This is a genomic window from Methylobacterium segetis (genome assembly GCF_004348265.1).
GTDB classification, from domain to species: Bacteria; Pseudomonadota; Alphaproteobacteria; order Rhizobiales; family Beijerinckiaceae; genus Methylobacterium; species Methylobacterium segetis.
Map to the genome: position 1 here is coordinate 12,636 of NZ_SMNT01000056.1, position 24,762 is coordinate 37,397.

31 protein-coding genes are annotated in these 24,762 nt (G+C 68.5%); 27 read left to right on the forward strand and 4 right to left on the reverse strand.

The genetic code is table 11. The annotated features are described in order from the left end of the window. From E1J50_RS15380 to nusG, 4 genes are read left to right on the forward strand one after another with little or no spacing between them, the layout of a single operon-like run. A complete protein-coding gene (locus E1J50_RS15380) occupies window positions 1-201 on the forward strand; it encodes a hypothetical protein (protein WP_132254717.1) in 201 nt (66 codons plus the stop codon). Then, entirely contained in the window at window positions 198-1,655 is a 1,458-nt protein-coding gene (locus E1J50_RS15385; protein WP_245516594.1) for a replicative DNA helicase, read from the forward strand. The genes E1J50_RS15380 and E1J50_RS15385 overlap by 4 nt, the downstream gene beginning before the upstream one ends. Next, the gene (locus tag E1J50_RS15390; protein WP_132254718.1) at window positions 1,652-2,794 is read left to right on the forward strand and encodes a DUF1376 domain-containing protein; all 1,143 of its coding nucleotides are present in this window, start codon (window positions 1,652-1,654) and stop codon (window positions 2,792-2,794) included. The genes E1J50_RS15385 and E1J50_RS15390 overlap by 4 nt, the downstream gene beginning before the upstream one ends. Before the next feature lie 9 nt (window positions 2,795-2,803). Continuing rightward, complete coding sequence (gene nusG, locus E1J50_RS15395; protein ID WP_132254719.1) at window positions 2,804-3,448, forward strand: transcription termination/antitermination protein NusG; 645 nt, start codon at window positions 2,804-2,806, stop codon at window positions 3,446-3,448. Window positions 3,449-3,582: 134 nt separating this feature from the next. Here the strand turns inward: nusG and E1J50_RS15400 are convergent, their stop codons facing one another. Together E1J50_RS15400 and E1J50_RS15405 are read right to left on the reverse strand one after the other, a co-directional pair. Next, window positions 3,583-3,813 carry a hypothetical protein gene (locus tag E1J50_RS15400; RefSeq protein WP_132254720.1) on the reverse strand — a complete coding sequence of 77 codons (231 nt, stop codon included), beginning with the start codon at window positions 3,811-3,813 and terminating at the stop codon, window positions 3,583-3,585. 124 nt (window positions 3,814-3,937) lie between these two features. Next, entirely contained in the window at window positions 3,938-4,306 is a 369-nt protein-coding gene (locus tag E1J50_RS15405) for a hypothetical protein (RefSeq protein WP_132254721.1), read from the reverse strand. A gap of 212 nt (window positions 4,307-4,518) precedes the next feature. On the opposite strand from E1J50_RS15405, the gene E1J50_RS15410 reads away from it, so the two are divergent. From E1J50_RS15410 to E1J50_RS15450, 9 genes are all read left to right on the forward strand, one after another. Further along, window positions 4,519-4,833: an HNH endonuclease signature motif containing protein gene (locus E1J50_RS15410; protein ID WP_132254722.1), complete on the forward strand. Its 315-nt coding sequence runs from the start codon at window positions 4,519-4,521 to the stop codon at window positions 4,831-4,833. Window positions 4,834-4,939: 106 nt separating this feature from the next. Beyond that, window positions 4,940-5,380, forward strand: coding sequence for a hypothetical protein (locus tag E1J50_RS15415; protein ID WP_132254723.1), 441 nt, complete (start codon window positions 4,940-4,942; stop codon window positions 5,378-5,380). After that, window positions 5,380-7,062, forward strand: a complete 1,683-nt coding sequence (locus tag E1J50_RS15420) for a terminase large subunit (RefSeq protein ID WP_132254724.1) — start codon at window positions 5,380-5,382, stop codon at window positions 7,060-7,062. Before E1J50_RS15415 ends, E1J50_RS15420 begins: the two co-directional genes overlap by 1 nt. A gap of 9 nt (window positions 7,063-7,071) precedes the next feature. Then, window positions 7,072-7,284: a hypothetical protein gene (locus E1J50_RS15425; RefSeq protein WP_132254725.1), complete on the forward strand. Its 213-nt coding sequence runs from the start codon at window positions 7,072-7,074 to the stop codon at window positions 7,282-7,284. Then, window positions 7,284-8,612, forward strand: coding sequence for a phage portal protein (locus E1J50_RS15430; protein ID WP_132254726.1), 1,329 nt, complete (start codon window positions 7,284-7,286; stop codon window positions 8,610-8,612). The genes E1J50_RS15425 and E1J50_RS15430 overlap by 1 nt, the downstream gene beginning before the upstream one ends. After that, complete coding sequence (locus E1J50_RS15435) at window positions 8,609-9,781, forward strand: S49 family peptidase (RefSeq protein ID WP_132254727.1); 1,173 nt, start codon at window positions 8,609-8,611, stop codon at window positions 9,779-9,781. The genes E1J50_RS15430 and E1J50_RS15435 overlap by 4 nt, the downstream gene beginning before the upstream one ends. A 112-nt stretch (window positions 9,782-9,893) precedes the next feature. Continuing rightward, the gene (locus tag E1J50_RS15440; protein ID WP_132254728.1) at window positions 9,894-11,243 is read left to right on the forward strand and encodes a phage major capsid protein; all 1,350 of its coding nucleotides are present in this window, start codon (window positions 9,894-9,896) and stop codon (window positions 11,241-11,243) included. Between the two features lie 92 nt (window positions 11,244-11,335). Continuing rightward, window positions 11,336-11,821 (forward strand): hypothetical protein, encoded by a 486-nt coding sequence (locus E1J50_RS15445; protein ID WP_132254729.1) that lies wholly within the window; start codon window positions 11,336-11,338, stop codon window positions 11,819-11,821. A 76-nt stretch (window positions 11,822-11,897) separates the two neighbouring features. Beyond that, window positions 11,898-12,611 carry a hypothetical protein gene (locus tag E1J50_RS15450; protein WP_132254730.1) on the forward strand — a complete coding sequence of 238 codons (714 nt, stop codon included), beginning with the start codon at window positions 11,898-11,900 and terminating at the stop codon, window positions 12,609-12,611. Window positions 12,612-12,643: 32 nt separating this feature from the next. Here the strand turns inward: E1J50_RS15450 and E1J50_RS15455 are convergent, their stop codons facing one another. After that, entirely contained in the window at window positions 12,644-12,823 is a 180-nt protein-coding gene (locus E1J50_RS15455; RefSeq protein WP_132254731.1) for a hypothetical protein, read from the reverse strand. Window positions 12,824-12,892: 69 nt separating this feature from the next. On the opposite strand from E1J50_RS15455, the gene E1J50_RS15460 reads away from it, so the two are divergent. The 11 genes from E1J50_RS15460 (at window position 12,893) to E1J50_RS15510 (ending at window position 20,320) form a co-directional block, all read left to right on the forward strand. Beyond that, window positions 12,893-13,540 (forward strand): hypothetical protein, encoded by a 648-nt coding sequence (locus tag E1J50_RS15460; RefSeq protein ID WP_132254732.1) that lies wholly within the window; start codon window positions 12,893-12,895, stop codon window positions 13,538-13,540. Beyond that, window positions 13,537-13,872: a hypothetical protein gene (locus E1J50_RS15465; RefSeq protein ID WP_132254733.1), complete on the forward strand. Its 336-nt coding sequence runs from the start codon at window positions 13,537-13,539 to the stop codon at window positions 13,870-13,872. The genes E1J50_RS15460 and E1J50_RS15465 overlap by 4 nt, the downstream gene beginning before the upstream one ends. Continuing rightward, window positions 13,872-14,555, forward strand: a complete 684-nt coding sequence (locus E1J50_RS15470) for a hypothetical protein (protein ID WP_132254734.1) — start codon at window positions 13,872-13,874, stop codon at window positions 14,553-14,555. The genes E1J50_RS15465 and E1J50_RS15470 overlap by 1 nt, the downstream gene beginning before the upstream one ends. Window position 14,556: 1 nt before the next feature. Next, on the forward strand, window positions 14,557-14,967 hold the full coding sequence (locus E1J50_RS15475) for a phage tail terminator-like protein (protein WP_132254735.1): 411 nt from the start codon (window positions 14,557-14,559) through the stop codon (window positions 14,965-14,967). A 37-nt stretch (window positions 14,968-15,004) separates the two neighbouring features. Further along, entirely contained in the window at window positions 15,005-15,937 is a 933-nt protein-coding gene (locus E1J50_RS15480) for a phage tail tube protein (protein WP_132254736.1), read from the forward strand. Next, window positions 15,934-16,125, forward strand: a complete 192-nt coding sequence (locus E1J50_RS15485) for a hypothetical protein (protein WP_132254737.1) — start codon at window positions 15,934-15,936, stop codon at window positions 16,123-16,125. The genes E1J50_RS15480 and E1J50_RS15485 overlap by 4 nt, the downstream gene beginning before the upstream one ends. Further along, the gene (locus tag E1J50_RS15490; protein WP_132254738.1) at window positions 16,122-16,535 is read left to right on the forward strand and encodes a hypothetical protein; all 414 of its coding nucleotides are present in this window, start codon (window positions 16,122-16,124) and stop codon (window positions 16,533-16,535) included. Before E1J50_RS15485 ends, E1J50_RS15490 begins: the two co-directional genes overlap by 4 nt. A gap of 56 nt (window positions 16,536-16,591) precedes the next feature. Further along, window positions 16,592-16,879, forward strand: coding sequence for a phage tail assembly chaperone (locus E1J50_RS28535; RefSeq protein WP_425374938.1), 288 nt, complete (start codon window positions 16,592-16,594; stop codon window positions 16,877-16,879). A gap of 52 nt (window positions 16,880-16,931) precedes the next feature. Further along, window positions 16,932-17,135 (forward strand): hypothetical protein, encoded by a 204-nt coding sequence (locus tag E1J50_RS15500; RefSeq protein ID WP_132254740.1) that lies wholly within the window; start codon window positions 16,932-16,934, stop codon window positions 17,133-17,135. A gap of 101 nt (window positions 17,136-17,236) precedes the next feature. Next, a complete protein-coding gene (locus tag E1J50_RS15505; RefSeq protein WP_165937877.1) occupies window positions 17,237-19,936 on the forward strand; it encodes a phage tail length tape measure family protein in 2,700 nt (899 codons plus the stop codon). A gap of 3 nt (window positions 19,937-19,939) precedes the next feature. Then, window positions 19,940-20,320: a hypothetical protein gene (locus E1J50_RS15510; protein WP_132254742.1), complete on the forward strand. Its 381-nt coding sequence runs from the start codon at window positions 19,940-19,942 to the stop codon at window positions 20,318-20,320. A gap of 27 nt (window positions 20,321-20,347) precedes the next feature. Here the strand turns inward: E1J50_RS15510 and E1J50_RS15515 are convergent, their stop codons facing one another. Next, window positions 20,348-20,677, reverse strand: a complete 330-nt coding sequence (locus E1J50_RS15515; protein WP_132254743.1) for a hypothetical protein — start codon at window positions 20,675-20,677, stop codon at window positions 20,348-20,350. Window positions 20,678-20,745: 68 nt separating this feature from the next. On the opposite strand from E1J50_RS15515, the gene E1J50_RS15520 reads away from it, so the two are divergent. The 3 genes from E1J50_RS15520 to E1J50_RS15530 form a co-directional block, all read left to right on the forward strand. Continuing rightward, window positions 20,746-21,288, forward strand: a complete 543-nt coding sequence (locus E1J50_RS15520) for a DUF1833 family protein (RefSeq protein WP_132254744.1) — start codon at window positions 20,746-20,748, stop codon at window positions 21,286-21,288. Next, the gene (locus E1J50_RS15525) at window positions 21,285-21,704 is read left to right on the forward strand and encodes an NlpC/P60 family protein (protein WP_132254745.1); all 420 of its coding nucleotides are present in this window, start codon (window positions 21,285-21,287) and stop codon (window positions 21,702-21,704) included. Before E1J50_RS15520 ends, E1J50_RS15525 begins: the two co-directional genes overlap by 4 nt. 4 nt (window positions 21,705-21,708) lie before the next feature. Further along, window positions 21,709-24,762, forward strand: a 3,054-nt coding sequence (locus E1J50_RS15530; RefSeq protein WP_245516596.1) for a host specificity factor TipJ family phage tail protein, incomplete at its 3' end; no start/stop codon positions are given.

Below are 24,762 nucleotides of genomic sequence, written 5' to 3' on the forward strand. Positions count from 1 at the left end.
ATGGCCGCCCCCAACGTCATCGACCTCCAAGCCGAGCGCGACGCGCAAGCGAACGCCGCTTGGATCGAGTGGCTCCGCGCCTTTGAGCGCGCCCGGGCCACCGGCCGGATCGGCGACATGGCCGTGGCCGTGCGCGCCTTCGACACCTTCATGCGGCTCGCCGGCATCCCGGAAGCCCAGCGCCAGGAGCTGCTGTCGTGAGCAACGCCGTCGTGCCCTTCCGCCAGCAGCAGCCGGAATCCGAGCCGCCGCCGCACAGCATGGAGGTCGAGCAGGCGCTACTCGGCGCCCTGATGTGGCGCAACGCGGCCATGGCCGAGGTCGCTCCGATCGTCGAGGCGGACCACTTCTTCTTCGGCGAGCACAAGGAGATCTATGCCAGCATCGCCAACCTGATCGCCCAGGGCGTGGAGGCCAACCCGATCTCGGTGAAGGCCTACCTCGCGCGGCCCGAGATCTCGGGCCAGCCGGCGATGCAATACCTCGCCCACGTCTACGGCTCGGCCGCGACCACCAACGCGAAGGGCTACGCGATCATCGTGCGCGACCTCTTCGTCCGGCGGAAGCTTGTCGTGATCGCCGAGGACCTGATCCAGCGCGCCCGACACGACCCGCTGGAGGCCTCGGGCGCCACGGTCATCGACGACGCGGTCGCCGACCTACTGCTAGCTCGAGCCGACCTGCCGGACGAGGAGAAGACGAGCTTCACGGCCGCGCAGGGTTCGTCCTGGCTGATCGATCGCGTCGAGCAGATCCGCAGCGGGGCGCTCAAGAGCTCGGCGATCCCGACCGGCATCGCGGACCTCGACCGGGCCACGAACGGCGGCTTCCAGCGCGGCCAGCTCTACCTGATCGCCGGCCGGCCCGGCATGGGTAAGACGGTCGCCTTCACCTCGCTCAGCCGCAACGCGGCTCGAGATCACGGCGTCCTCGCCTTCCAGCTGGAGGTGACCCGAGACCAGCAGTTCGCCCGCTACCACGCCGATCTCGCCTACGTGCACAACCGCCCGCTGACCTTCGGCCAGATCATGGCCGGCAAGGTCGACGATGAGGACATGTGGCGCCTGGAGGATGCGTCGAAGCGGTTCGGCCGCCTCCACCTCACGGTCGATTGCCGGCCCAGCGTGTCGGTCTCCCAGATCCTCTACGCCGTGAAGGCGGAGAAGAAGCGACTCGCGGCGCTCGGCGTGAGTCTCGGCACGATCTTCATCGACTACCTGAAGTTCGTGAAGGTCTCGGACCGCTATAAGGGTCAGCGCGTCCTAGAAATCGGCGAGATCACCGGCTCGCTCAAGCAACTGGCCAAGGCCGAAGACGTCTGCGTGGTCCTACTCACGCAGCTCTCCCGCCAGACCGAGGCACGGGAGCGCGAGAACAAGCGCCCAGTGCTGGGCGACCTGCGCGATTCCGGCGAATTGGAGCAGGACGCCGACACGGTGCTCTTCCTGTACCGCGAGGCCTACTACCTCAAGAACAAGCTCGAAGGCGCAAGCGACCCCGAGGCCAAAGAGCGCCTCGCGAACCAGCTGTTCGAGCAGCAGCACGCCCTCGAACTCATCCTCGGAAAGAACCGGGCCGGCCCCTGCAGCACGCTGAACCTCTGGTGCGACGTGGCCGCCTCTTCGATGGCTCAAGTTGCTAGGATGCCGATGTGAGCGCCCAGACCGATCTGCCCGCGCCGCTGATCCCGGCCGACACCGACATCACCGGCCTGCCGGGCTTTATGCTCAACGTCGAGCGGCTTTTCGCCTCCGAGCTCTGGGCGCTGTCCACGGGCGACGAGATGAAGGCCGCACTCGCTCTCTGGGGCCGCGCCTGGCAGCAATCGCCGGCCGGCTCGCTGCCCAACGACGAGCGCCTTCTGGCCGCCTTCTCAGGCGCGGGCCCACGCTGGAAAAGGGTCCGGGCGATGGCCCTGCGGGGCTTCGTTCTGTGCTCCGACAATCGGCTCTATCATCGTGTGCTGTGCGAGGACGTGCTTCGTGCTGCAAGGCACAAGGATTTGCGCCGCGAGCGCACGGCAGCGGCGACAAAAGCGCGCCTCGCGAAGGAAGACAATGATCCGACCCCGCCCCCGAAGGGCAAAAAGACCAATGAAATCAACAAAACGACCTCACGTAACGAGACACGTCACGAGGCACGTAACGTAGAACGTGACGAGGATCGTAACGAGGTACGTCACGAGCAACGTAACGACGCCGCCACGTTGACGTTACGAGAGTCGTTACGTTCACCCATAGACAGGACAGGACAGGACAAGACTCTAGAAGATATACCGGCAGCCGCCTGTGAACCTGTACCCCGAGCGAGCGCTGCCGCCGCCGACCGGCCGGCTTGGAACAGCCGCGAAAACTACGATCGGGTCGAGAAGCGCTGCCGCTCGGCGCTGCCGCCTGGCTGGGTGAACGACTTCGCGGTCGGGCCGATGGTGCTGCTGGAGCACGACGGGCTCGACCTGGAGCGCGAGATCATCCCGGCGATCCTCGACCTCGCGGCGAGCCGCCGCGTGCCGATCCGGACATGGACGCTGCTCGCCGATGCCATCGCCGAGCGGATTCGCGTCCAGCGGGCCGGCCGGGTTGCCGAGGGTCTGCCGCCGACGCCAGCCGCCGCCAGCGGCCAGCCGTCGGTTGACCTCGGCAGCCATGGGCTGTGGCCCGAATCCGCGATCCGGTCGTGGATCATCCGGCACCGCGACAACCCCAGGAACTGGGACGAGGCGGTGTTCGGCCCGCCGCCCGGCGCGCCTGGCTGCCGCATCCCGTCCCGCCTGTTGATCGGCGAGGCCGCGTGATGGTCAGGCGTGGACTGGCTTGGATGCACCAGGCTGCGTGAGGAGGGCAGGTTGAGTAGGAACCGAGGCAAGCGGACGCACATGCGCTTCCCACCGCGGAGGGTGATAGACCAGGAGCGCCGCTGGTACGTCGCGGCCACCTGGGGCGTCGGCACGCCCTACGACGAGGCCGATGCCGATCGACGAGCCGACAAGGCTCTGCGCGAAGCCGGGATCGATGTCTGGATGCCGGTCTATGGCGCGACCGTGGCCCGGCGCGGCCGCAAGGTCGAAGCCGAACTCCACTTCTTCCCGGGCTACCTATTCGTCGGCCTCGCCGCGGGCACGGACGAGGCGCACAACCGCAACATGCAGACGCTCCGCCGCTGCAAGCACGTGTCCGCCGTCCTCGGGGCCGACAAGCCGCTCGCGTTGCCGCCGCTGCTCGTTCAGGCCATCGCCGACGCCTTCACCGGCGATGTGAAGTCCGAACGCATGCGGGCTGCGGCGCTCTATCGGATCGGCGAGATGATGCGGGTGACCTCGGGCCCGTTCGCCAGCTTCTACGCGCAGGTGACCGAACTCCTGCAGTCCGGGCACATCCGGGCCGATGTCCACATCTTCGGACGTGCGACCCCTGTGCAGTTCGAGCCCGATCAGCTGGCGCGCGCTTGACTCATGGAGTCGGGTCTGAATCTATGCGCGCTGGACATCGGATGTGTGTGTAGCGCTCCATTGAGGGTGCGCCCTGCCGATCCTGGCGACGGGTATCACCGATCGCCTCTTTGATCGGATTCTGCCCGGCGCGCCTACTGGTCTGGGAAATCCGGCAGGATCTCGTTCTCGACGATCTTCTTCGCGGCCTTCACGTGGCTCGTCTGAGAACGCTCCAACTCGCGCTGTGCTGAAGAGACGATGTCTCGCGCCTCGGCTTGAGACAGCACACCCTTCACCGCCAGGTTTTTGATCAGCGCTACGGTGAGAGCGGCGGCAGCAAGCCCGTAAGCCTGCGGATTGTGCTTACAATCGCTCCAGTCCATGCCGGATTCCTCTTCAGGTCTCAAGAAATTAGACCATCCTACAGCCGTTGCACGGGACCACCCCGTTGCTCGGAGCCGCCATTTTCGACCCGCACCCCCAGCCGGCGTCGCCGCGCCTCGCTCATCAGATGCCGATGCTGGTTGCCCCAGCCTCTGCGGCTTCGTGAACAGTAGCGCCGCCTCGCAGAGCTTGAGCAATCGCCGTGGATGCGGTGTCAACAGCCTGAGATCGCTTGTCGCCATAGTCGTAGGCGTTGTTACCACCGCCGCCGAGCCGGGCGTGGTAGCTATCCGGGTATCTGGCGTTCATCCGCCCCTTCAGCATCTCAGAAGCGGCGTTGTAGTCTTCCTCGAAGTTCCGTCTATAGTAGACCATCTGACCCGATGACTGGCCCCTCTCAGCGTTGTCGGCAAGTCTGCGGCCTTTTCGATCAGCTTGAGTGCCGAATATCAGCCATTTAAGCTTGGCAATGAGATAGGCAAAGGCAGTCATTTCGCGCGCTCGATCGGCAGACACCGCAGAATTGCTGCAGCCTGACTACCATAATTCTTGCTGATACGGATCGAAATAAACAGCGAGGCTTGTGCCTTTGGCCTACCCCCGTCTCGTCGGCCTCCTCATCCTCTCCATCTGCGCCTGGGAGATCTGGGCGCTCGCTGCGATCGAGATGCCAGGTGCAGTAATGCCGGAAATAGGGCGGTGACATGGGTCGTCTCAGCACTCTCGCCCCCCGCCTGAAGACCCTCGACACGCGCACCGCTCGGCCCGCCCCGAAGATGGCCGAGAGCTTCTACACCTCGGTGGCCTGGACCACGCTGAGGGATGAGGTGGTCCGAGAGCGGGGCAGGCGTTGCGAGGCGCTGGGCTGCGGCAGGACAAGCGGGCGGGTCTTCGTCGATCACATCGTGGAGCGCAGGGACGGCGGCGCTCCGCTCGATAAGGCGAACCTGCAGGTTCTGTGCGGGTCCTGCCACACGCGGAAGACCGCGGCCGCCCGGGCGAAGCGCCTGAAGGGGTGATCCTCTCCCGAGGAGGGGAGGGTCGAAATTCTGGGGCTGCAGGGGCGGGCGACCGCACAGGGTCCCATTCGCGCAATTTTTTTGGCGCTCCGAAATCCTGATCGAGATGGCGAAATCACCCCAAAAATCTGAGGCGCCGGGCAAGGCCCGCCGCGGGCGGCCGGATTTCCGGCCCACCGTCGAGCAGCGCATCGTCGTCGAGCAGATGGTCTTCTGCGGCGAGAGCCAGGTCGTGATCGCCCGTGCGATCGGGATCAAGGACGACACGCTGCGCAAGCATTTCGCCGATGAGCTCGAAAACGGGCACGCCAACCGCCGGAAGGAGGTGATCGGCCTCCTCTTCCGCGAGGCGCAGGCCGGCAACGTGTCCGCGATCAAGCGCCTCGACGAGATCGGGCGCGATGCGGGCGCCGCCGAGGCTGTCGAGCGCCGGGCCGCGCCTGCGCCGAAGCTCGGGAAGAAGCAGGAGCAGCAGCAGGCTGCCGAGAGGGTGTCGGGCAAGTTCTCGCCGCCCGCACCGCCGAAGCTCGTGGTGCACAACCGCTGATGAACTGGACGACTGCCTGCCCGGACTGGCCAGCCCGCATCACGGCGCGCCGATCGCTGATCCCGTTCGATCCGCTGTTCCCGGAGGAGGCCGAGGCCGCGCTGGCAGTGTTCAAGTCCCTGCGCATCGTGGATGTGCCGGGCCGGCCGACCTTCGGGGAAGCCTGCGAGGAATGGGTCTTCGATTTCGTCCGCGCAATCTTCGGCGCCTACGATGCCGAGGGGGCCCGGCGGCTGATCCGTGAGTTCTTTCTCCTCATCTCGAAGAAGAACGGCAAATCGACGATCGCCGCCGCCATCATGCTGACGGCCCTCATCCGGAACTGGCGGCACTCGGCCGAGCTGCTGATCCTGGCCCCGACGCTGGAGATTGCCGGCAACTCGTACAAGCCCGCGGCCGAGATGGTGCGGGCCGACGAGGAACTGACCGACCTGCTGCACGTGCAGGACAACTTCCGGCAGATCACCCACCGGATCACGCGGGCGACGCTAAAGGTGGTCGCGGCCGACACCGACACGGTCGGCGGCAAGAAGGCGGCCTTCGTCCTGGTCGACGAGCTCTGGATCTTTGGCAAACGGGCGAACGCCGACGCGATGCTGCGCGAGGCCACGGGCGGCCTGGTCTCCCGGCCCGAGGGCTTCGTAATCTACCTGTCGACGCAGTCCGACGAGCCGCCGGCCGGCGTGTTTAAGGATAAGCTGGACTACGTCCGCGATGTGCGGGACGGGAAGGTCGCGGACCGGAAGAGCCTCGGGGTCCTCTACGAGTTCCCACCCGAGATGGTCGAGCGAGAGGCCTACCTCGACGCGTCGTGGTGGTTCGTCACGAACCCGAACATCGACCGGTCGGTGAGTCGGGAGTGGCTGGAGGACAAGCTGGTCGAGGCGCGGCGTGGGAGCGTGGAGGCGCTGTGCACCCACCTCGCCAAGCACCTCAACGTCGAGATCGGCATGCGCCTGCGGGCGAACCGCTGGCCCGGCGCAGAATTCTGGGACCGGCGGGCCGAGCCCGACCTCTCGCTAGACGCCCTGCTGGAGCGCTGCGAGGTCGTCTGCATCGGCATCGATGGCGGCGGCCTCGACGACTTGTTCGGCCTCTGCGTGCTCGGCCGCGAGAAGGGGTCCCGGCGTTGGCTGGCATGGTCGCACACTTGGTGCCACGTCGGCGTGCTGGAGCGGCGGAAGTCGATCGCCTCGAAGCTGCGCGACTTCGAGAAGGCGGAGGAGCTGACCATCGTCGACGACGAACTCGAGGACATCGCCGAGATGGTCGCCGTCGTGGAACGCGTGAAGGATGCTGGTCTGCTCGCCTGCGTGGGCGTCGACCCGGCCGGCCTCGGCGAGTTCATCGAGGCGCTCGCCGAGATCGGCGTGACCCAGGAGGAGAAGCTCGTCGTCGGTGTGCCCCAGGGCTACGGCATGATGAACGCCATCAAGACGGCTGAGCGGAAGCTGGCGAACGGGACGCTGCGCCACTCCGGCTCCGGGCTGATGGCTTGGGCGGTGAGCAACCTGAAGATCGAGCCCACCGCTACCGCGATCCGCGCGACGAAGCAGAACGCGGGGGATGCGAAGATCGACCCGGCCATGGCGCTCTTCGACGCCGTCGTGCCGATGAGCCTGAACCCCGAGCCTGCGCAGACGCGGTCCGTCTACGAGCAACGCGGCCTGCGGGTCGCCTGAGGAGCCTGCATGCCCCAGGACCGCGAGTGGGACGCCGGCACGCGCACGCGGCCCGCGCCCATCACCATCAGCACGCAGATCTTCCGCGAGGTCGTCGGCGCGGTCGGGGCGGGCCTTGCTGGCTATGGCGCGTGGCTGCACTACCCGCCAGCCGGCTTCATGGTGGGCGGCGGCGTGCTTGTCGGCCTCGCCATCATCGGGACGCTGCGCGGGAACGCCTGATGGCCGGGCTCTTCTCAGCCATGCTCGGCGCCAGCCCCCGCGAGCAGGCGCCGGCCGTGCAGCCCTGGGCGCCGGACGATGATCGCTGGTACGGCGATGGCCCGGGCACGATGAGCTTCGCCGGGCGGCGGGTCACGCCGGACATCGCCATGCAATTCTCGGCGGTCTACGCCGCGGTGCATCTGCTCGCGAAGACGCTCGCCTCGCTGCCGCTGCGGGTTTACCGGCGGGATCCGGCTACGGGCAAGAGCTACGAGGCGCCCGAGCACCCGCTGAACGACCTGCTCGAGCACCAGCCGAACGGCTGGCAGACGGCCTGGGACTTCAAGGCGATGCTGCAGGCCCATCTCGGGCTGCGCGGCAACGCCTACGCCGAGATCATCGCGGGGCCGCGCGGGTTTGCCGATAGCCTGGAGCCGATCCACCCGGACCGCGTGACGGTCGACCGGCTGCCGGACCGGACGCTCCGCTACACGGTGTCGGACGACAGGGGCACGCGCCGGCTGCTCCAGGACGAGGTCCTGCACCTGCGCACCGGAATCGCGCCGGGCCTCATCGGCATCGGCCCGATCGGCTACGCGCGACAGACGGTCGGCCTCGCGCTCGCCACCGAGGAGCACGGCGCGCGACTCTTCTCGAACGGCGCCCGCCCGTCCGGCGTCATCACGGTGCCGAAGGGCTGGAGCGAGGAGGCCTTCCAGCGCTTCAAGGCCGACTGGCGCGCGACCTACAACGGCCTCGCGAATGCCGGCGGGACACCGATCCTGGAGGATGGCGCGAAGTTCGAGGCGATCAGCCTCACGTCCGAGGACGCGGAGTTTTTGTCGACCCGCCAGCACCAGATCGAGGAGATCTGCCGCTGGTTCGACGTGCCGCCGGTCATGCTCCACCACATGACGAAAACGACGTCGTGGGGCACCGGCGTCGAGGCGATCATGTTGGCCTTCGTGCGCAACAACCTGCGCCCTTGGCTGAGCTGCTGGACGCAGGCGGTGCGTCGCGACCTCATCCTCGCGCCGCGCCTCTACGAGGTCCGCTTCGACGTCGAGGAGCTTCAGCGCGGCGATTCGAAGGCCCAGGCCGAGTTCTTCAGCCGCCTAGTCCTGAACGGGATCCTGACCCGGAACGAGGCGCGCGACGCGCTCGGCTACAATCCGCTCGCAGGGCTCGACGAGCCGCTCGCGCCCAACACCGGCGCCACTTCCGACCGCCTGCCAGGCAACGGCGGTGGCGAGCCCTCGAACTCCGCCCAGGCCGGCGAGGACGGCGGGGCGCCTGACGACACCCCTGAGACGACCCGCGAGCGGGAAGAGGAGCTTGCCGAATGACGACCCGCTTCCCGCATCTGCGGGCTGCCATGATGCGCCGTCCGTGGGCCATGGCGCCCGACTGGCTGCTCGCCCTCGTCGAGGTTGTCGAGCACCGCGCCGAGGGCCATGCACCGGTCTCTGCCGAGGAGTTCGCGCAGCGCGCCGGCCAGCATTCCAGGATCGAGGTCGAGGCGACGATCGGCGGCGTGCGCGCGGAGAACGGCCTCGCGACGATGGTCGGCCTCGACGCGGCGGGCGAGATCGTCGCGGCGCGCCCCGGCGAGCGGGTGGCGGGCGAGCCGCAGCCCGGGTCGGTGATCGCGGTCATCGGGATTCGCGGCGTCATCGCCCAGCATGCGCGGCAGGTTGACGACATCAGCGGCCCGGGCGGGACCTCTACCGAGCGTGTGTCGAACAGCTTCCGCGATGCGCTCGACGACCCGGCCGTGAAGGCGATCGTCTTCGACGTCGATAGCCCCGGCGGCAATGTCCACGGCGTGCAGGAACTGGCCGCGCAGATCCGGGCTGCCCGGGGGCGCAAGCCCATCATCGCGCAGGTGAACTCCACCGCCGCGAGCGCGGCCTACTGGCTGGCGAGCCAAGCCGACGAGATCGTGGTGACGCCCGGCGGCGAGGTCGGCTCAATCGGCGTCTACGGCATGCACAAGGACGTGTCGGTCGCTGCCGAGAAGCAGGGTCTAAAGGTCACCTTCATCTCGGCCGGCCCGTACAAGGTTGAGGGGAACCCCTTCGAGCCGCTCAGCGAGGAGGCGCACGCCTACGGGCAGACCCTGGTCGACAAGACCTACGGCTTCTTCGTCAGCGACGTCGCCCGCGGGCGCGGCGTCCGGGAGTCGGTGATCCGCAACGGCTTCGGCCAAGGCCGGGTGGTGCTCGCCCAGGATGCCGTGACTGAGGGCATGGCCGACAAGGTGGCGACCATGGACGAGACCCTGCGGCGCGTCGCGAAGATGAAGCCGGCGCCCGCTGGGCCTAGCGGCAAGCGGGCCGAAGTCGACGACGTTGAGCGGCAGGCGTCGGAAGCCGACCCGGACCAACCCTTAGAGGCCAGGGGACCGGCTGAACCGGAGGCCGATGCGCAAGGCGAGGCTGACCGTCAGGCCGCACTGGAGCGCGACGCCTTCCGCCGCAGACGGCACGCGCACCGTCTCCGCTCGAGCGGCTGAGCCCAATCCCATTCCAGATGCGCCCCACGGTCCAGCCGGGCCCGTGGGCAGTGTCCCGGCGCTTACGCCCGGGTCCCGCGCCCATGCCTGGCCGATTTGCTGAGAGACCATCATGACGATCAAAGCACTCCGTCAGCGGCGGGCCGATCTCGTGCGCGAGGCACAGGAGGTCTTCGACCGCGCCGCTTCCGAGAACCGCGGCCTGACCGAGGCCGAGGCCTCCCGCGACGACGCGATCTCGTCCGAACTCCAGGCGCTGGACGCCGACATCTCCCGCGTCGAGCGGCAGATGGACCGGCAGCGCGCGCTCAGCGGTGGGCGCGACGAGAACGAGCAGGCCGACCAGCGCTCCGCGGGCGACCGGAACGGGCAGAGCCGATTCTCCTCGCTCGGCGAGCAGATGATGGCGATCGCTCGGGCCGGCATGCCCGGCGGAGCCGGCCACGTCGACCCGCGCCTGCAGGCGGTCGGCTCCTTCAATGCCGGCCCCACCGGCATGTCCGAGGGCATCGCCGCCGACGGCGGCTTCCTCGTGCAGACCGACTTCTCGAACGAGCTGCTCCAGCAGACCTACGAGAGCGGCGAGATCGCGAGCCGGGTGCGCCGCATCCCGATCGGGCCGAACGCGAACGGTCTGCGGATCAACGGCGTCGACGAGACCAGCCGCGCCAACGGCTCGCGCTGGGGAGGCGTGCAGGCGTTCTGGACCGGCGAGGGCAACCTGAAGCGCGACAGCCGCCCGCAGTTCAAGCGCATCACCATGGAGCTCGATAAGCTGACCGGGCTCTGCTACGCGACCGACGAACTCCTGCAGGACACCACGGCCCTGTCCTCGTGGCTCCGGCAGGCCTTCCAGGACGAGTTCGCCTTCAAGATCGAGGACTCGATCGTCAACGGCACCGGCGCCGGCATGCCGCTCGGCTTCCTCAACGGCGGCGCCACGATCACCGTGCCGAAGGTGGTCGGCCAGGCGGCCGGCACGATCATCGCCCAGAACATCCTGGCGATGTGGGCCCGCATGCCGGCGCGGTCGCGCAAGAACGCGGTCTGGCTGATCAACCAGGACGCCGAGCCGCAGCTGTTCCAGCTGATGATGCTCGTGAAGAATGTGGCCGGTACCGAGAATGTCGGGGGTTTCCAGGCGCCGCAGGTGGTCTACACGCCGCCCGGCACGAACGGGAACGTCTACGGCACCCTGATGGGGCGGCCGGTGATCCCGTGCGAGTACTGCGCCACTCTCGGCACCGCCGGCGACATCGTGCTGGCGGACCTCTCGCAGTACCTCGCGATCGAGAAGGGGCCGATGCAGGAGGCCTCCTCGATCCATGTCCGCTTCATCTACGACGAGACCGTGTTCCGCTTCGTCTACCGCTTCAACGGCCAGCCGATCTGGCAGCAGCCGATGACTCCGTTCCGAGGCACGAACACACAGTCGCCCTTCGTCACGCTCGCCACGCGCTGACCGCTCCGCCTGAGCGCCTGACCTGACCGGCGGGGCCGACGCCCCGTCGGCACGCGACCCTCTGTCCCTTTCTCATCGCCGGGAGATACCCGATGCCCAAGTACAACTTCGCCTCGTCCGCGAAGCTCGTCGAGCTTCTGCCGCTCGCCACCGATGCGGCCGGACGATCCTCCGACATCATCACCCTGAAGAACGCCACGATCGCCACCATCCTGGTGTCGCTCACGCAGGGCAACGCCGCCCCCGTGGCCCTGAGCCTGATGCAGGCCCAGGACGTGTCCGGCACCGGCGCGAAGCCCATCGCCAACGCGGTCCCGATTTGGGCGAACCAGGACACGGCTGCCAGCGATAGCCTCGTGCGTCAGGCCGATGGCGTGAGCTTCACCACGTCCGGCGCCGTGAAGAACAAGCAGGTCGTCTTCCACATCGACCCGGCCAACCTCGACGTCAACGCCGGCTTCGACTGCCTCTTCATCACCACCGGAGCGTCGAACGTCGCCAACATCACGGGCGCGCTCGCGATCCTGGAGGGCCACCGCTACCAGAGCGGCAATCTCCCGAGCGCGATCATCGACTGATCGCAGTCACGCAGGCGGCGCCGCCCCGCGTGGCGCCGTCTCTCGCCCATTCGAGACCTGACCGGGAGACCCTCCGATGTACGTTCGTCAGCTCGTTGGTCGCCTGGCAGGCACCATCGTCCAGATGCCCTTCTCTGCCGCCACCTCGAACATCGCCGCCGGGACCTGCGCGACCGTTACGGACGACGAGATCACGGCTGCGGGATTGCAGCTGGAGCCCGTCCCGTCCGACGCTGCGCCCGACGGGCTGCCGGCTGGCTTCCGCGTCGAGCCGACCGAGGGCGGCGGGTTCGACCTGCTGGACGCGGGCGGCGTTCGGCTGAACGATGAGCCGTTCCCGAATCTGCCGGCCGCCCGCTCCTTTGCGGCCGAGCACATCGTCGCCCAGACGACAGTGGCGGTGATCGATCTCTCGCAGGTCCCAGGACAGGAACCGCAGGTTCTGCTGCTCGACGCCTACCGGTTCGAGCCGGTCGAAGGCGGCGGGTTCAACCTGTTCGACCCTGGCGGCGTGCTGCTGAACCCCGAGCCGTTCGAGGACGAGGAGGCGGTGCTCCTCGCCCGCCGGCAGCACTATGCGGCAGCCCGCGGCATGACGCCGGAGGAGCTTGAGGCCGAAGAGGCCGGCCCTGGCCTGCAGCCGACGGGCGTGGATGTGCCTCAGGACTGGGAGAGCCTCCATCACGCGAAGCGGCGCGCCCTCGCCAAGCACATCTCCGGTGAGGATCCGGAGAACACCGAAGCAGCGGACAGGACGATCCGCGCCTACCTCGCCGCTCGGCAGGTCTGAAGCCATCCGCGTGATCCGCAACTGAGCGACGGTCACATCTTACGGATGCCATCCTCGATGCGCTTGGCCTCCTCCTCATCAACCTGCACCGGTCGACCGCTGTCGTCCGGGATGCCCTCGCCGGTCTGGGCGATGGTGTCGTCCCGCGGGCGGGAGTTCGGCCCGGTCGAGTCCGGTCGTTCCTCGCGCTTCTCTTCGTGGTCAGGGTGCATGCGTTTCTCCTGTACTCCTTCGCGGACAACGCTGCGCACCGCCCATGTGTCCCCCGACAGGCGCGCGCCATGAGCGTCACCGTCCTCACGTCCGCCACGGCCAAGCGCCTGACAACAGAGGCGAACGTGCGCCTGGACCTCGGCCTGCCCGGGACTGCGCCGACGAAGGCGCAGATCGAGCGGTTCATAGATCAGGCCTCCGCACGCGCAGCCTCCTACTGCCGTCGGCAGTTCGGACGCGAGACCGTGCGCGAGCGGTTCGAGGCGACATGCCGGTCCGGCGAGGATGGTCTCGGGCTGCTCCTCGAACGGGGGCCTGTCGTGAGGATTCTCGGCGTGACGACCGACAGCGTCGCGCTCGGCACGGACGCCTACGAGACCGACGGGAGAGCCCTGTACCTCCTGGACGCCGGCGCGCGGCGGCGCTGGTACGGCCGCGCGATCGTCGTCGACTATGAGACCGGCTGGCTGCTGCCGGGCGAGGCCCGCGGCGATCCGCCGACGGCGGCGCTGGACCTGCCCGCCGACGTCGAGGCGGCCGTGATCAAGCTCGTCGGGGCCATGATCTCCGCGAGCGGCCGCGACGCGATGGTGAAGTCGGAAGACGTCGAGGGTATCGGCTCGACCTCCTGGTATGTGCAGGGCGCTACCGCGGCCCTGTCTCACCCTGAGGCCGAGGCCGCGCTCGCCGACTATCGCCGGCTGCTGTTTGCATGACACCGGCTCAGGCCATCGCCCAACTCGACCGGCAGATCGCTGCCCATGGTCAAGACGTGCAGCTGCGCGCCGCCGCCGCCGAGCCGGATACGGCGGCCGCCACGCTGCGCGCCTTCGTGCGAGGCTATCGGGCCGAAGAGCTCAGCGGCGGCGTCCAGCAGGGTGACACGCTGATGATCCTCTCGCCCACGCACCTCCCGGCGGCCGGCGTGGAGACAATCCAGCGTGGGGATGGCGTGACCATTGCCGGACGGGCCCGCTACGTCGAGATCGCGAACCCGGTCGTGCTGAACGATGTCGTGGTCCGGATCGAGTGCACGGTCCGAGGCTGATGGCGGTCCGCACCTCCGTCCGCCTCGACCCGGTCGCACGCGACATCGGCCTGATGCTCGACGATACCCTGTCGCCCAACGCGCAGGCGGCTCTCCTCGCTGAGGCCGCCCGCGAGGCGTTGGGCGAGGCCCAGGATACCAACCGGCAGGCGCTCGGCTACGTGCCCGAGCACGAGACCTTCGTGGACGGCGCGCGCCGGGAGGACCTGACGAACCTCACTCCGCGAAGGACGGTGCTGTTCGAGTTCAAGCTGCTGACCGACATCGTCGCCTGGATCGACGAGCAGCTGATCCTGCACTCGCCCGTGCGGACCGAGCGCTACGCCCGCAGCCACGTCTGGTTCGCCGACGACGTCGAGTTCGACGCCTCGCTGACCCCACCGCCCGCCGAGCAGTATGTGGTGCTGAACGCTCAGCCCTATGCCCGAAAGATCGAGCGCGGGCAGTCCGCGCAGGCACCGGCCGGCGTCTACGAGGGCGTCGCGACGCTGGCGAAGCGCCGCTTCGGCAACGTGGCCTATGTCGGTTTCGGCTACCGCTCGTTTCCGGGCGGCGCGATCGGCAAGTGGGCGCAGATGGCCAGCGCGGAACGGCTCGCCCGCAACGTGCGCGGCGGCCGCGTCGGCGCCCGGCAGGACTGGCTGACCCGTCAGCCGGCCATCATCCTCGACCCGGGTCGCTGACATGCCGCTGAAGCTCGTCGTCGACGCCGTCGAGGCCCGCCTCGCCAGCGACTGGGATCGCTGCCCGGTCTTCGGGATCAACCAGCAGGGCGAGACGCCGAAGACCGGCAGCCCGTTCGTCCAGGTCTCTTACCCGGTCGCGAACGGCGAGCAGCTGACCGTCGGCGCGCCCGGCGCGAACATCTATCGTGAGACCGGCACCTTCCGGCTCGTGATCAACAGCCGGCGCGGACGAGGCGTCGTCGAGGGCTTGGCCTGGGCCGACGAGCTCGCGGCGCTGTTCCGAGGCAAGGAATTCGGCGGGGTGCAGACCTTCGCCCCATCCTCGCCGGTCATCGACGACCGCAACGAGGAGGGGATGTACTTCGTCCTCTCGCTCAGCGTCCCGTACCAGGCGGACATCACCGGCTGAGGCCGGATCTGTCTGCCCCCACCACCAGGAGAGCACCATGACGATCGCTTCGGGCAGCGGGCGGCGGATCGCGTATGTCGCCGAGTCGGTGTTCGGCACCACGCCGGCCACGCCCTCGTTCAAGACCTTTCGGTCCACAGGTGGCGGCCCGCGAACGAACAAGACCACGGGCACCTCGGACGAGATCCAGCCCGACCGCAACGTGCGCGACGAGTTCATGCTCGGCCAGGATGTGATGGGCGACTACAACTTCGAGCTCGCCTACGGGAATCTCGACGACCTCCTCGAGGGCGCGCTCTTCTCGACCTGGGCGACGAACGTCCTGAAGAACGGCAACGCGCTGAAGAGCTTCACGATCGAGGAGACCCTCGACCTTCAGGGCAGCAACTCGTTCTCGCGCTTCACCGGCGCCGTCGTGAACACCCTCTCGCTCAGCCTGGGCGCGCGGGCGAAGATCACGGGCGCGGTCGGCATCATGGCGCAGAAGGAGATGATCGATACTGCCATCGTCTCGGGTGCGACCTACGCGGCGCCCGGCACCGAGCCGATCTCGACCGCCTCGGCGAACGTGGCGAACCTGGCGCTGTCCGGCGTGACGCCGGCCCCGAAGGTCCGCAGCCTCACGCTGGAGGTGAACAACAACCTCCGGACACGCCCGCTCGTCGGCAATCTCTACACCGACTCCTTCGGCTACGGGATGTGCGACGTCACCGGCACGCTCGAGTGCTACTTCGAGAGCAACGCCCTCTACGCCGCAGCACTCGCGCATTCCGGCGGCGGGGCCCTCTCGTTCACGGTCGGGAACGCCGCCAACAAGCGCTACAGCTTCCTCGTGCCGAAGCTCATCCTCGGCAACGCGGAGCGCCGCCCGGGCGGCAACACCGACGACGTGATGGTCTCGATCCCATTCCGTGGCGTCTACGACGGCACGGCGGGCTGCAGCCTCCAGATCACGCGAGGTGTATCTTGAAGACGGTCCGCATCCTCTCCGACTTCGACAGCTACCCGAACGGGAAGGACCGCCGGTCCTTCCTCCGGGGAGAGGAGCCCGAGCTGTCGAACGAGCACGCCGACCTCCTCATCGGCAAGGGCTTGGCCGAGGACACCGCGCCTGCCGCCCGCAAGCCCGCCTCCAAGCAGAAGGACGCCGACGCGTGAAGCTATCCGCCATCAAGGTCGATTCGACGAGGCTCGGGCAGGGCCGCTGGATCGGCGAGATCCCCGAGATGGGCGATCTGCGCCTCAAGGTCCGCGGCATCGGCAACACCGAGTACCGGCGCCTACAGTCCAAGCTGTTCGACGCGGTGCCGCGCTCCAAGCGGGTTCACGGCCGGATCGATCCCGACGAGGTCGACCGCATCACGGCGCAGTGCCTTCTCGACACCGTGCTGCTCGACTGGGAGGGCCTGACCGACGACGACGGGGCCACGATCCCGTACTCGTGCGATCTCGCCGAGCAGTACCTCACCGATCCCGACTTCGCCCGGTTCCGGCAAGCGGTGTCCTGGGCGGCGACGGTGGCGGCCGATGAGGTCGCCGGCAATGACGAGGCCGACCGGGGAAACTGATCGAGGCGCTCCGCTGGCACCTGGAGTGGGCCGAGCGCGCCGAGTGGCTGTCGGATCTGGCGGAAGAGGATGGCGTCGTCCCAGCGGCGCTTCTCGCCCGGCCGGATCTGCCCGAGCATCTCAGCTTCGCCTGGGACGCGTTCTGGGCCCTCTCGACCGACCGGGCGCTGGGCTTCGGTGTCGTGGGCCCGATCCCCTGGTCATCGCTCGACCGCTACGCGGCGCGCACCGGTATCACGGATCCCGAGGAGTTCGAGCGCCTCGCCCGGCTCGTCGGTGCCATGGATGCCGTCTGGCGGGAGCGAATGCGTGAAGAGGTGAAGGGCGAGGGCGGAAAGTCCTGATCGGGGCTTGAAATCCTCAGGCCCGTCCCCTCCTATCGTTGACATGTGGACCATGCTCTGGCTCTTCATGACGACGACCGGCGGCCTGACCTCCGGATCCGCCGACTTCCCATCGAAGGATGCGTGCGAGGCCGCGCGCATGGAGATGGGCAAGATGACCCTGGCCATCGACGAGAAAAGTGACGCCGGCCAGCGTCCTATGATCGCGAATCCGGTCGAGATCCGCTGCATCCAGAAGGCGACCGGCAAACCGTAAGCCGACTGCCCTCCACCCCGAACCCGTGATGTCTGTAGGCCCGCCGGTGACGGCCGGGCCCGCGAGGCCGTGCCATGGTCAGCATCAACACGATCCGCACGATGACGGTCCGCTACGTCTCGGAGGGCTCCGAGAAGATGGGGAGCGACGCCGAAGCGGTGACTGCCTCACAGGAGAGGATGGGCCAGGCGGCCAACCAGACCGCCACGGTGACCGAGCAGTCCGCACGTCGGCAGCTGTCGGCCGCGAGTGCCTACGATCGCCTTCGCCAGCAGATCGACGAGACCTACCGCGCGCAGCAGCGCCTCGACCGCGCGAGCGGTGTGATCGACCGGACCTTCAACCAGGGCCTGATCGATGCGACCGAGCGCGAGCGGGCGATGGCGATGGCGCGGGCTCGGTTCACGCCGTCGGCTGCGAGCGAGAACGACAATGAGCCCGGCCGTCGCGGGCTCAGTAGCTTCCAGCGTCGGGACCTGATGTATCAGGGCGGCGACGTCGTCGCTTCGCTGGGGTCGGGTGCCGGCCTCGGCACGGTCGCGTTCCAGCAGGGTCCGCAGATCCTGCAGGGCCTCGCGGCAGGCGAGGGCGGCCTGCGCGGCGGACTGAAGGCTCTGGGCGAGAGTGCTCTCGGCCTCGTGACGCCGTTCACCGTAGCTGGCGCCGCCGCCGCCGCGGCTGGTGTCTTGTTCACCGCCGCCGCGGTGTCCGCCGCCCGCGATCAGGAGACGCTGGAGAAGGCCACGCAGGGGCTCGGCCGCGCCACGGGCGCCACGGCTTCGCAACTCGATGCACTGGCCCGCGCGAACGCGGAGGCTGGCAAGATCTCGACCGGCAGCGCGCGCGAGGTGGTCGCTGCTTATGCCTCGACCGGCCAGCTGGCTCTGCCCGTGATCGGCGAGCTCACCCGAGCGACGTCCGAATACGCCCGCCTGACCTCGCAGGAAGTGCCGGCCGCCGCCGCCGAACTCGCCCGTATGTTCGCGGATCCGGCGCGCGGCGCCGAGGATCTAGCCGCGAAGATCGGCGGCCTCGACGATCGCACGCGGCAGTTGATCCAGACCCAGATCGAGCAGGGCGACCGCTCGGCCGCGCAGGAGACGCTGGCCGCTACCCTGAAGGTGACGATCGACGCGAACGCGACGAGCACCAGTCGCTGGGGTGCCGCTTGGGACATCGCGACCGCGGCAGCCGACCGGTACTGGGAAGCCGCGAAAAAGATCGCTGGCATCAAGCTCGGGCTCGTTCCTGAGGGCGCGCAGGAGGCGACAGATCGGCTGAACAAGCAGATCAGCGAGATCAACGAGCGTCGGAAAGCGTTCGGGCAGGAGCCGCTGGGCCTTGGCAGCGATCTGGTTCGGCAAAGGGACACTGCAGCCCTCGTTGCCGACACCGAGCGTCGCAAGGCCGAAGCCGCAGCGGCCGAGGAGCGTGCGAACACGGCCTCCCGTCTGGCGGGCGAGATCGCGCGGCAGACTGACCCGAATTTCGCCCGGCTCTCCGAACTCCGGAAGCAGCAGGCGGACCTCAGCACCGCGCTTGCCGACCCGCTGGCCCGCAACAAGCTCGCCGACTTCGGACAGACAGAGACGGCCTACCTCGGCGTGAACCGGGCAATCGAGACCCTGACCGATTCGACGGGAAAGCTGATCAACCAAGAGGAGATGGCACGCCGGCAGGACCAGCTGAGGCTTGACGCCATCAACGCGAAGACCGACGCCGAGAAGCGCTCCGTGGCCGAGCGGCAGAAGGCGTTCGACCTCATCGGGAAGACCATCACGCTGGGCGACGCACGCGGGCAGATCCAGCGGGCGGGCGCGATCGCGGCGGCTTCCGAGGCGGCGAAAGGCGGCTCGGACAAGGACGAGCGCGACGACTACGACCGGGCCGTGCGCTCGCAGGAGGACCGGATCCGCCGCCAGCAGGAAGAGGCGGCGACCTTCGGCATGGGTGCCGCTGCCGTGGCCCGGTACCGCGTCGAGCAGGAACTGCTGACCGCCGCCAAGCGCGCCGACCGCGAAATCACGCTGGAGCTTTCCGCCCAGATCCGAGGCTACGCCGACCAGGCCGCCGCCGCCGCCGAGCGGATGGAGGACCTGCGCGAGAAAATGCGGTTCGATGACGCCGTGCGTGGCGCAGGCCGCGAGGGCTTCAGCGGCTTCCTCCGTGACATCCGGCAGGGCGCCACGGCGGCCGACGCTATGGCGAACGCGGTCAACCGCATGGCCGACCGCCTGCTCGACCTCGCCTCCGACCAGATCTTCTCCTCTCTGTTCGGCTCGCGCGGTTCGGCGAACGGCGGCCTGCTCGGCAATCTGCTCGGCGGCGGGTCCGGCTCCGGCAGCTCGGGCCTCGCGGACTTCTTCTCGGGCAGCTTCTTCCCGAAGTTCGCCGACGGCGGCTACACGGGCACGGGCGGACGCCTGGAGCCGGCCGGCGTCGTCCACCGCGGCGAGTACGTGTTCGATGCAGCCGCCGTGCGCCGGATCGGCCTCGCGCCGCTCGAGGCAATGCGGGCCGGCCTGCGCGGCTACGAGACGGGCGGCTACGTCGGCGGGTGGACGCGCGCGGATATGGCGGCGGCCCGCGCTCCGGCGGCGAACGGCAACGCGCCGGCCTACGAGGCGCCGATCATCGTCAACACCACTGGGCAGCCCGCGCAGACTCAGACGGTGCAGGATCCGCGTGGTCCGCGCGACGTGACCGTGATCGGCAAGATGATCGCGGGTGCGATCCAGACCGATCCGGACGTGCGGGATGCCTTGGCGAAAGCCTGGGGCCTGAAGCGGACGGGACGCTGATCGATGCCGGTGTCCTGGCCTGCCGACCTGTCCTACGCCGTTAGCCAGCAGGCCTACGCCGTGCAGGCGCTCGACCTGCCGCCGATGAAATCGCCCATGCAGTCCGGCAAGACGCGGATGCGGCGGCAGTACACGCTGCGGATCGCCACGCTCGGCTACGGCTGGGAGTTTACCTCGACGGAGCTCGCCCGCTTCCGGAGCTTCATCGCCAACGAGGCCGGCGCCGGCACGGCGGAGATCACCCTGCCGGTCTGGATCGAGAGCGCGCAGACCTACGCGAGCCGGCAGGTGCGCATCCGCGACGGCGCCTCGGGTGTGAGCGAGCGGAAGCTCGGCTTCGACCGCACGCTCGTCTCCTGCGTCCTGGAAGTGCAGAGCCTCTGACGCATGCTGATCTCAGCCACGGAGCGCTCAGTGCCGTTTCAGCCCATCCCCTTCGACGTTGGGCAGGCTCAGGCCGTACTGCGTGGCGAGCGCCCGCAGGACGTTGTCGACGTAGACGTGAGTGAGGGTCCGAACAGCTACCTTGATCTCCTTCGGGGCATCGCCTCGGACCTCGTCAGCAGATTGCTTCGCAGTCGCTCCGAGGACGAGGAACAGTCCCTGGCGGCGATCAGCGGGAGCGTAGCTCAGTACCTTGTCGATGGTGTTTCGGAGCACGAAGGCCATGTGCATCGCGCTCAGCTTCACGGCCTCGATGGAGACCTGCTCGACGCGCTCACCTACATCCCGGTCTGACATCGTGGCCCCAATGATTTGTTCTTAGGATCGCGAGGTCATGATGCAGCGCGCACTGGTGCAATAGATCAATGCCCATCCCTGCATCCCGCGCCTGGGAAGAGGCTGCCGCCACGGTCGACGCCTCCGAGGTGATGCTGCCGACGCTGGAGCTGATCCACTCGGTCTTCCTTGAGAACGGCCAGCCGGCGCCGATCCGCGCCGTAATGAACACCGAGGATATGGCTTTTCGCCTCGAGGACGGCGCCCCGCTCAATGCCGGCCAGACCGTGACCTTCAAGGGCATCATGTTCGGGATCGACTATCCGCGGATCGGCAAGGTCGGGGTCGAGGCGCCGATCTGGATCGACAACGTGAACCGCGAGGTCGCCCGGTACCTGGAGCCCGCGACGAAGCTCAACGAGAGCGTGGTGGTGATCTTCCGCGGCTACCTGAGGAGCGATCCCAGCACGGTCGGCCACGGCCCGTTCCGGCTGCTCCTGCGCAACGTGAAGCGCAAGGGCGCGCGGCTGGAGGGCACACTGACCATCGCCGACCCGACGAAGCTGCGGGTCATGCGCGAGATCTACGACCAAGCCCGGTTCCCCGCGCTGATGGTGGCGGTAGGCGCATGACCTATCGCGCCGCCTTCCTCGAGGACCTGATCGGCCGGCCCTACCGGATCGGCGCGACGGGGCCCGACGCCTTCGACTGCTACGGCCTCGCCCGCCACGTTCAGAGCGCGCTCTACGCCGTGCCGATGCCGGCGCTCCCCTTCGTGGCGGCGACGACGCGGGCACAAGCCGAGGCGATGCTGGCGCACGAGGAGCGCCGGAACTGGCGCGAGACCCCTGAGCACGAGGCCCGCGACGGCGATCTCGTCCTGATGGGCAACGTGGCGAAACGCGACTTCCACCTCGGCACCTTCGTCGTGCCCGGCACGGCCGGCGTCGTGTTGCACGTCGACCAGCATGCCGGCGTGGTCGCTGACGACATCCCGGCGCTGCGCAGCGTCGGCTTCAACTACCTGAAATTCTTCCGGCGCATCTGACCCCATGCACATCGCCGTCCGGCACAACCTCCTGGCCTACGACCCGGAGGACGGCTCAGTCCGTCCCGAGAACGCGCTCGTTCTGCCGATGCGCGAGGCCGAGGCCGTCATGGGCGAGACCGTCGCCGCCCTCCTGGCGCGCGTCGCGTGGCGGTTCGATCTGCCGACGGTTCTCAAGGTCAACGGCGCCTATCTCGGCCGCGACGAGTGGTCGGGCACGCATCTGGCGGTCAACGACAATGTCGAGTTCTTGTCGCGCCCGCTCGGCAACATGGCGGGTGGCTCGGGCGGCAAGAGCATCCTGTCTGTCGTCGCGCTCGTCGCGCTGACCGCCGTCGCGCCGTGGGCCGGCGGTGTCATCGCCGGCGCGACTGGCGCAACAGGTTTCGCCTTCAGCGCAATCTCCTCGCTCGCCTCCGCCGCGATCGTCGGCGCCGGCGCGCTCGCGATCAGCCATTTCCTCAGCCCGAAGGCAGGCGGCAAGACCGCGGCCAGCGACGAGCTCTACGCCTTCGGTTTGCAGGGCAACGCCGCCCGACCGATGCAGCCGGTCCCGGTGCTGAACGGCCGCCTGCGCTTCGCCCCCGATTACGGCGCCCCGACGTACAGCGAGTACGACGGCGACCGGATGATCGACTACGCGCTCTACGCGCTGACCTGCGGGCGGATCAGACCCGAGCAGGTGCTGATCGGCGACACCCCGATCTGGGATTACCAGACCGGCTACAATCCGGCCTATCCGGGCATCACCCTCCAGTTCGTCGAGCCGGGCCAACAGGTCACGCTCTATCCCGTGAACGTGCTCACGGCGGACGAGATGAACGGCGTCGAGCTCACCACCGCGTTCACGCCGGGCTACATCGTCAACGCCGCGGGCACCACGGCTCAGACCTTGCTGTTCGACTTCGTCTGGCCGGGCGGGATATGGCGCCAGCCGAAGGACAAGCTCCTCGAGGGGGCCACGCACATCGTCGTGCGCGGGCGACCGGTGAACGAGGCCGGCGCGCCGATCGGCGACTACACGACGATCTTCAACAAGATCTACACCTTCGCCAAGAAGAGCCAGATCCGGGTCACCGAGCGGGTGGCCGTGCCGCCCGGACGCTGGGAGGTCGCCGCCTGCCGGGTGAACCCACCGCTGTCTGAAGCCGGGACCGGCAGTGACGACGTCACCTGGACCGCCGTGCGGGCCCACATCGACGGGCCGCAGGCGTTCCCGCGCGTCAGCATGCTCGCGGTCCGCGGCGAGGCGTCGAAGCAGCTCTCCGGCATCTCTGGCGGCCAGCTGCGCGTGATCGGCACCCGCATTCTGCCGGTCTGGCGCGATGGGCTCTTCGTCGAGGAGCCCACCCGCTCGATCGCCTGGGCGGCGCTCGACTGGTGGCGCAACGGCGACTACGCGGCCGGCCTCTCGCTCAGCGACACCGACTTCCAGGCGTTCGTAGCCTACGACGCGCTCTGGACCTCGCTCGGCCACACCTTCGACCATCGCTTCACGGAGGTGCAGAACCTCGACGATGTGCTGGAGACGGTGCTGAAGGCGGGGCGTGCCTTCCCGGCGCCAGTCGGCGACAAGCTGACCCTGACCCGTGACCAGCCCCGCGGCCTGTCCCGGATGCTGTTCACCGAGAACGACATCCTGCGCGACTCGCTCGAGATCGACTACGCGCTGTCGGACGAGGCGTGGGCCGACGGCATCGTGGGCGAGTACCTCGACGAGACGACGTGGCGCCTCGCGGAGGTCTCCTCGGCGCCGGACGGCGTCACGCTGCTGAAGCCGGCCCGCGTCCAGCTGCAGGGCATCACGAACCGCAAGCAGGCCACGGGCGTCGTCCGCTTCATGGCGGCCGAGAGCCAGTACCGACGCATCACGGTCCAGTGGACCGCCCGAATGGAAGGCCGCCTACTGAAGCGCGGCGACCTCGTGAAGATCACCGCCGAGGAGCCAGAGACCTGGGGCCAGTCCTGCGAGATCGTCGGTGTCGCCGCAGACGGCCTGACCCTGACGCTCGACCCCGCTCCGGCTTGGGAGGCGAGCGGCAACCACTACGTCGAGATCCGGCGGCGCGACGGACGCCCCTGGGGCCCGGTGCGGGTCTCGCGTGGCGCGAGCGACGCCATCGCGATGGTCTCCTCGACCGAAGCGCAGGTGACCGCCGGGCAGCAGGGCATGACGCTCGCGGGCGCGCTGGCCCGCTCGGATACGCAGGAGCGCCCCTGGCTCGCCTTCTCGCCGGGCCAGCCCCGCACCTTTCCGGTCCTGATCACCGAGGGTGATCCAGACCAGGACGGCGAGCATATCCACCTCACGGGCGTGCTGGACGCTCCCGAGGTCTACGCGACGACCGAGAACGGCGTCCCGCCGCTGATCCAGATCCCAGATCTGTTCTCGGACGCGATGCCGGTGATCCTGGGGCTCGGCGCCCTGATCACGCAGGTGCAGCTCAACCTCGTGCTCAGCGCGGGCTGGCAGCCGGCGCGCAACGCCGCGAGCTACGTCGCCGACGTCTCCTACGATAACGGCGGTCAGTGGGTGCGCGCCTACGAGGGCGACCGAACCACCTTCGAGGCCGTGGTCGGCGGTTCGGATCAGATGATGGTGCGCGTGGCGGGCGTGACGCCTGCGGGCGTGCGCGGCGCGTTCTTCGTGGTGGCGGTCGACTGTCCCTCGCTCGTGGTCAGCAACCAGACCGTCGGTCTGATTCAAATCGACTATGAGGATCTCTCCGCGAACATTCAGGCGCAGATCGACAAGGTGGATGACGTCGCCGCGCGCGCCGAGGAGATCCGGAAGGCCCTCAGCCCCGACCCGAACATCCGCGCCACCGCGCTCGACCCGGCACTCACCGCGGTGCGTGCGGATCTCGACCTCCTGAGCGAGATGGCGGTCCGCAACACGCTGGCGCTGACGACACTCGGCGATCAGCTTCGCGCCGCCGGCCTCGAGGTGCTGACCGGCGAGGGCCGCGCCCGGATTTACGCCGTCGACAGGTTGCAGAAGGAGACGACGACTCAGATCACGAACCTGTCGGTCGACCTCAACGCCGCCGTCGCGCAG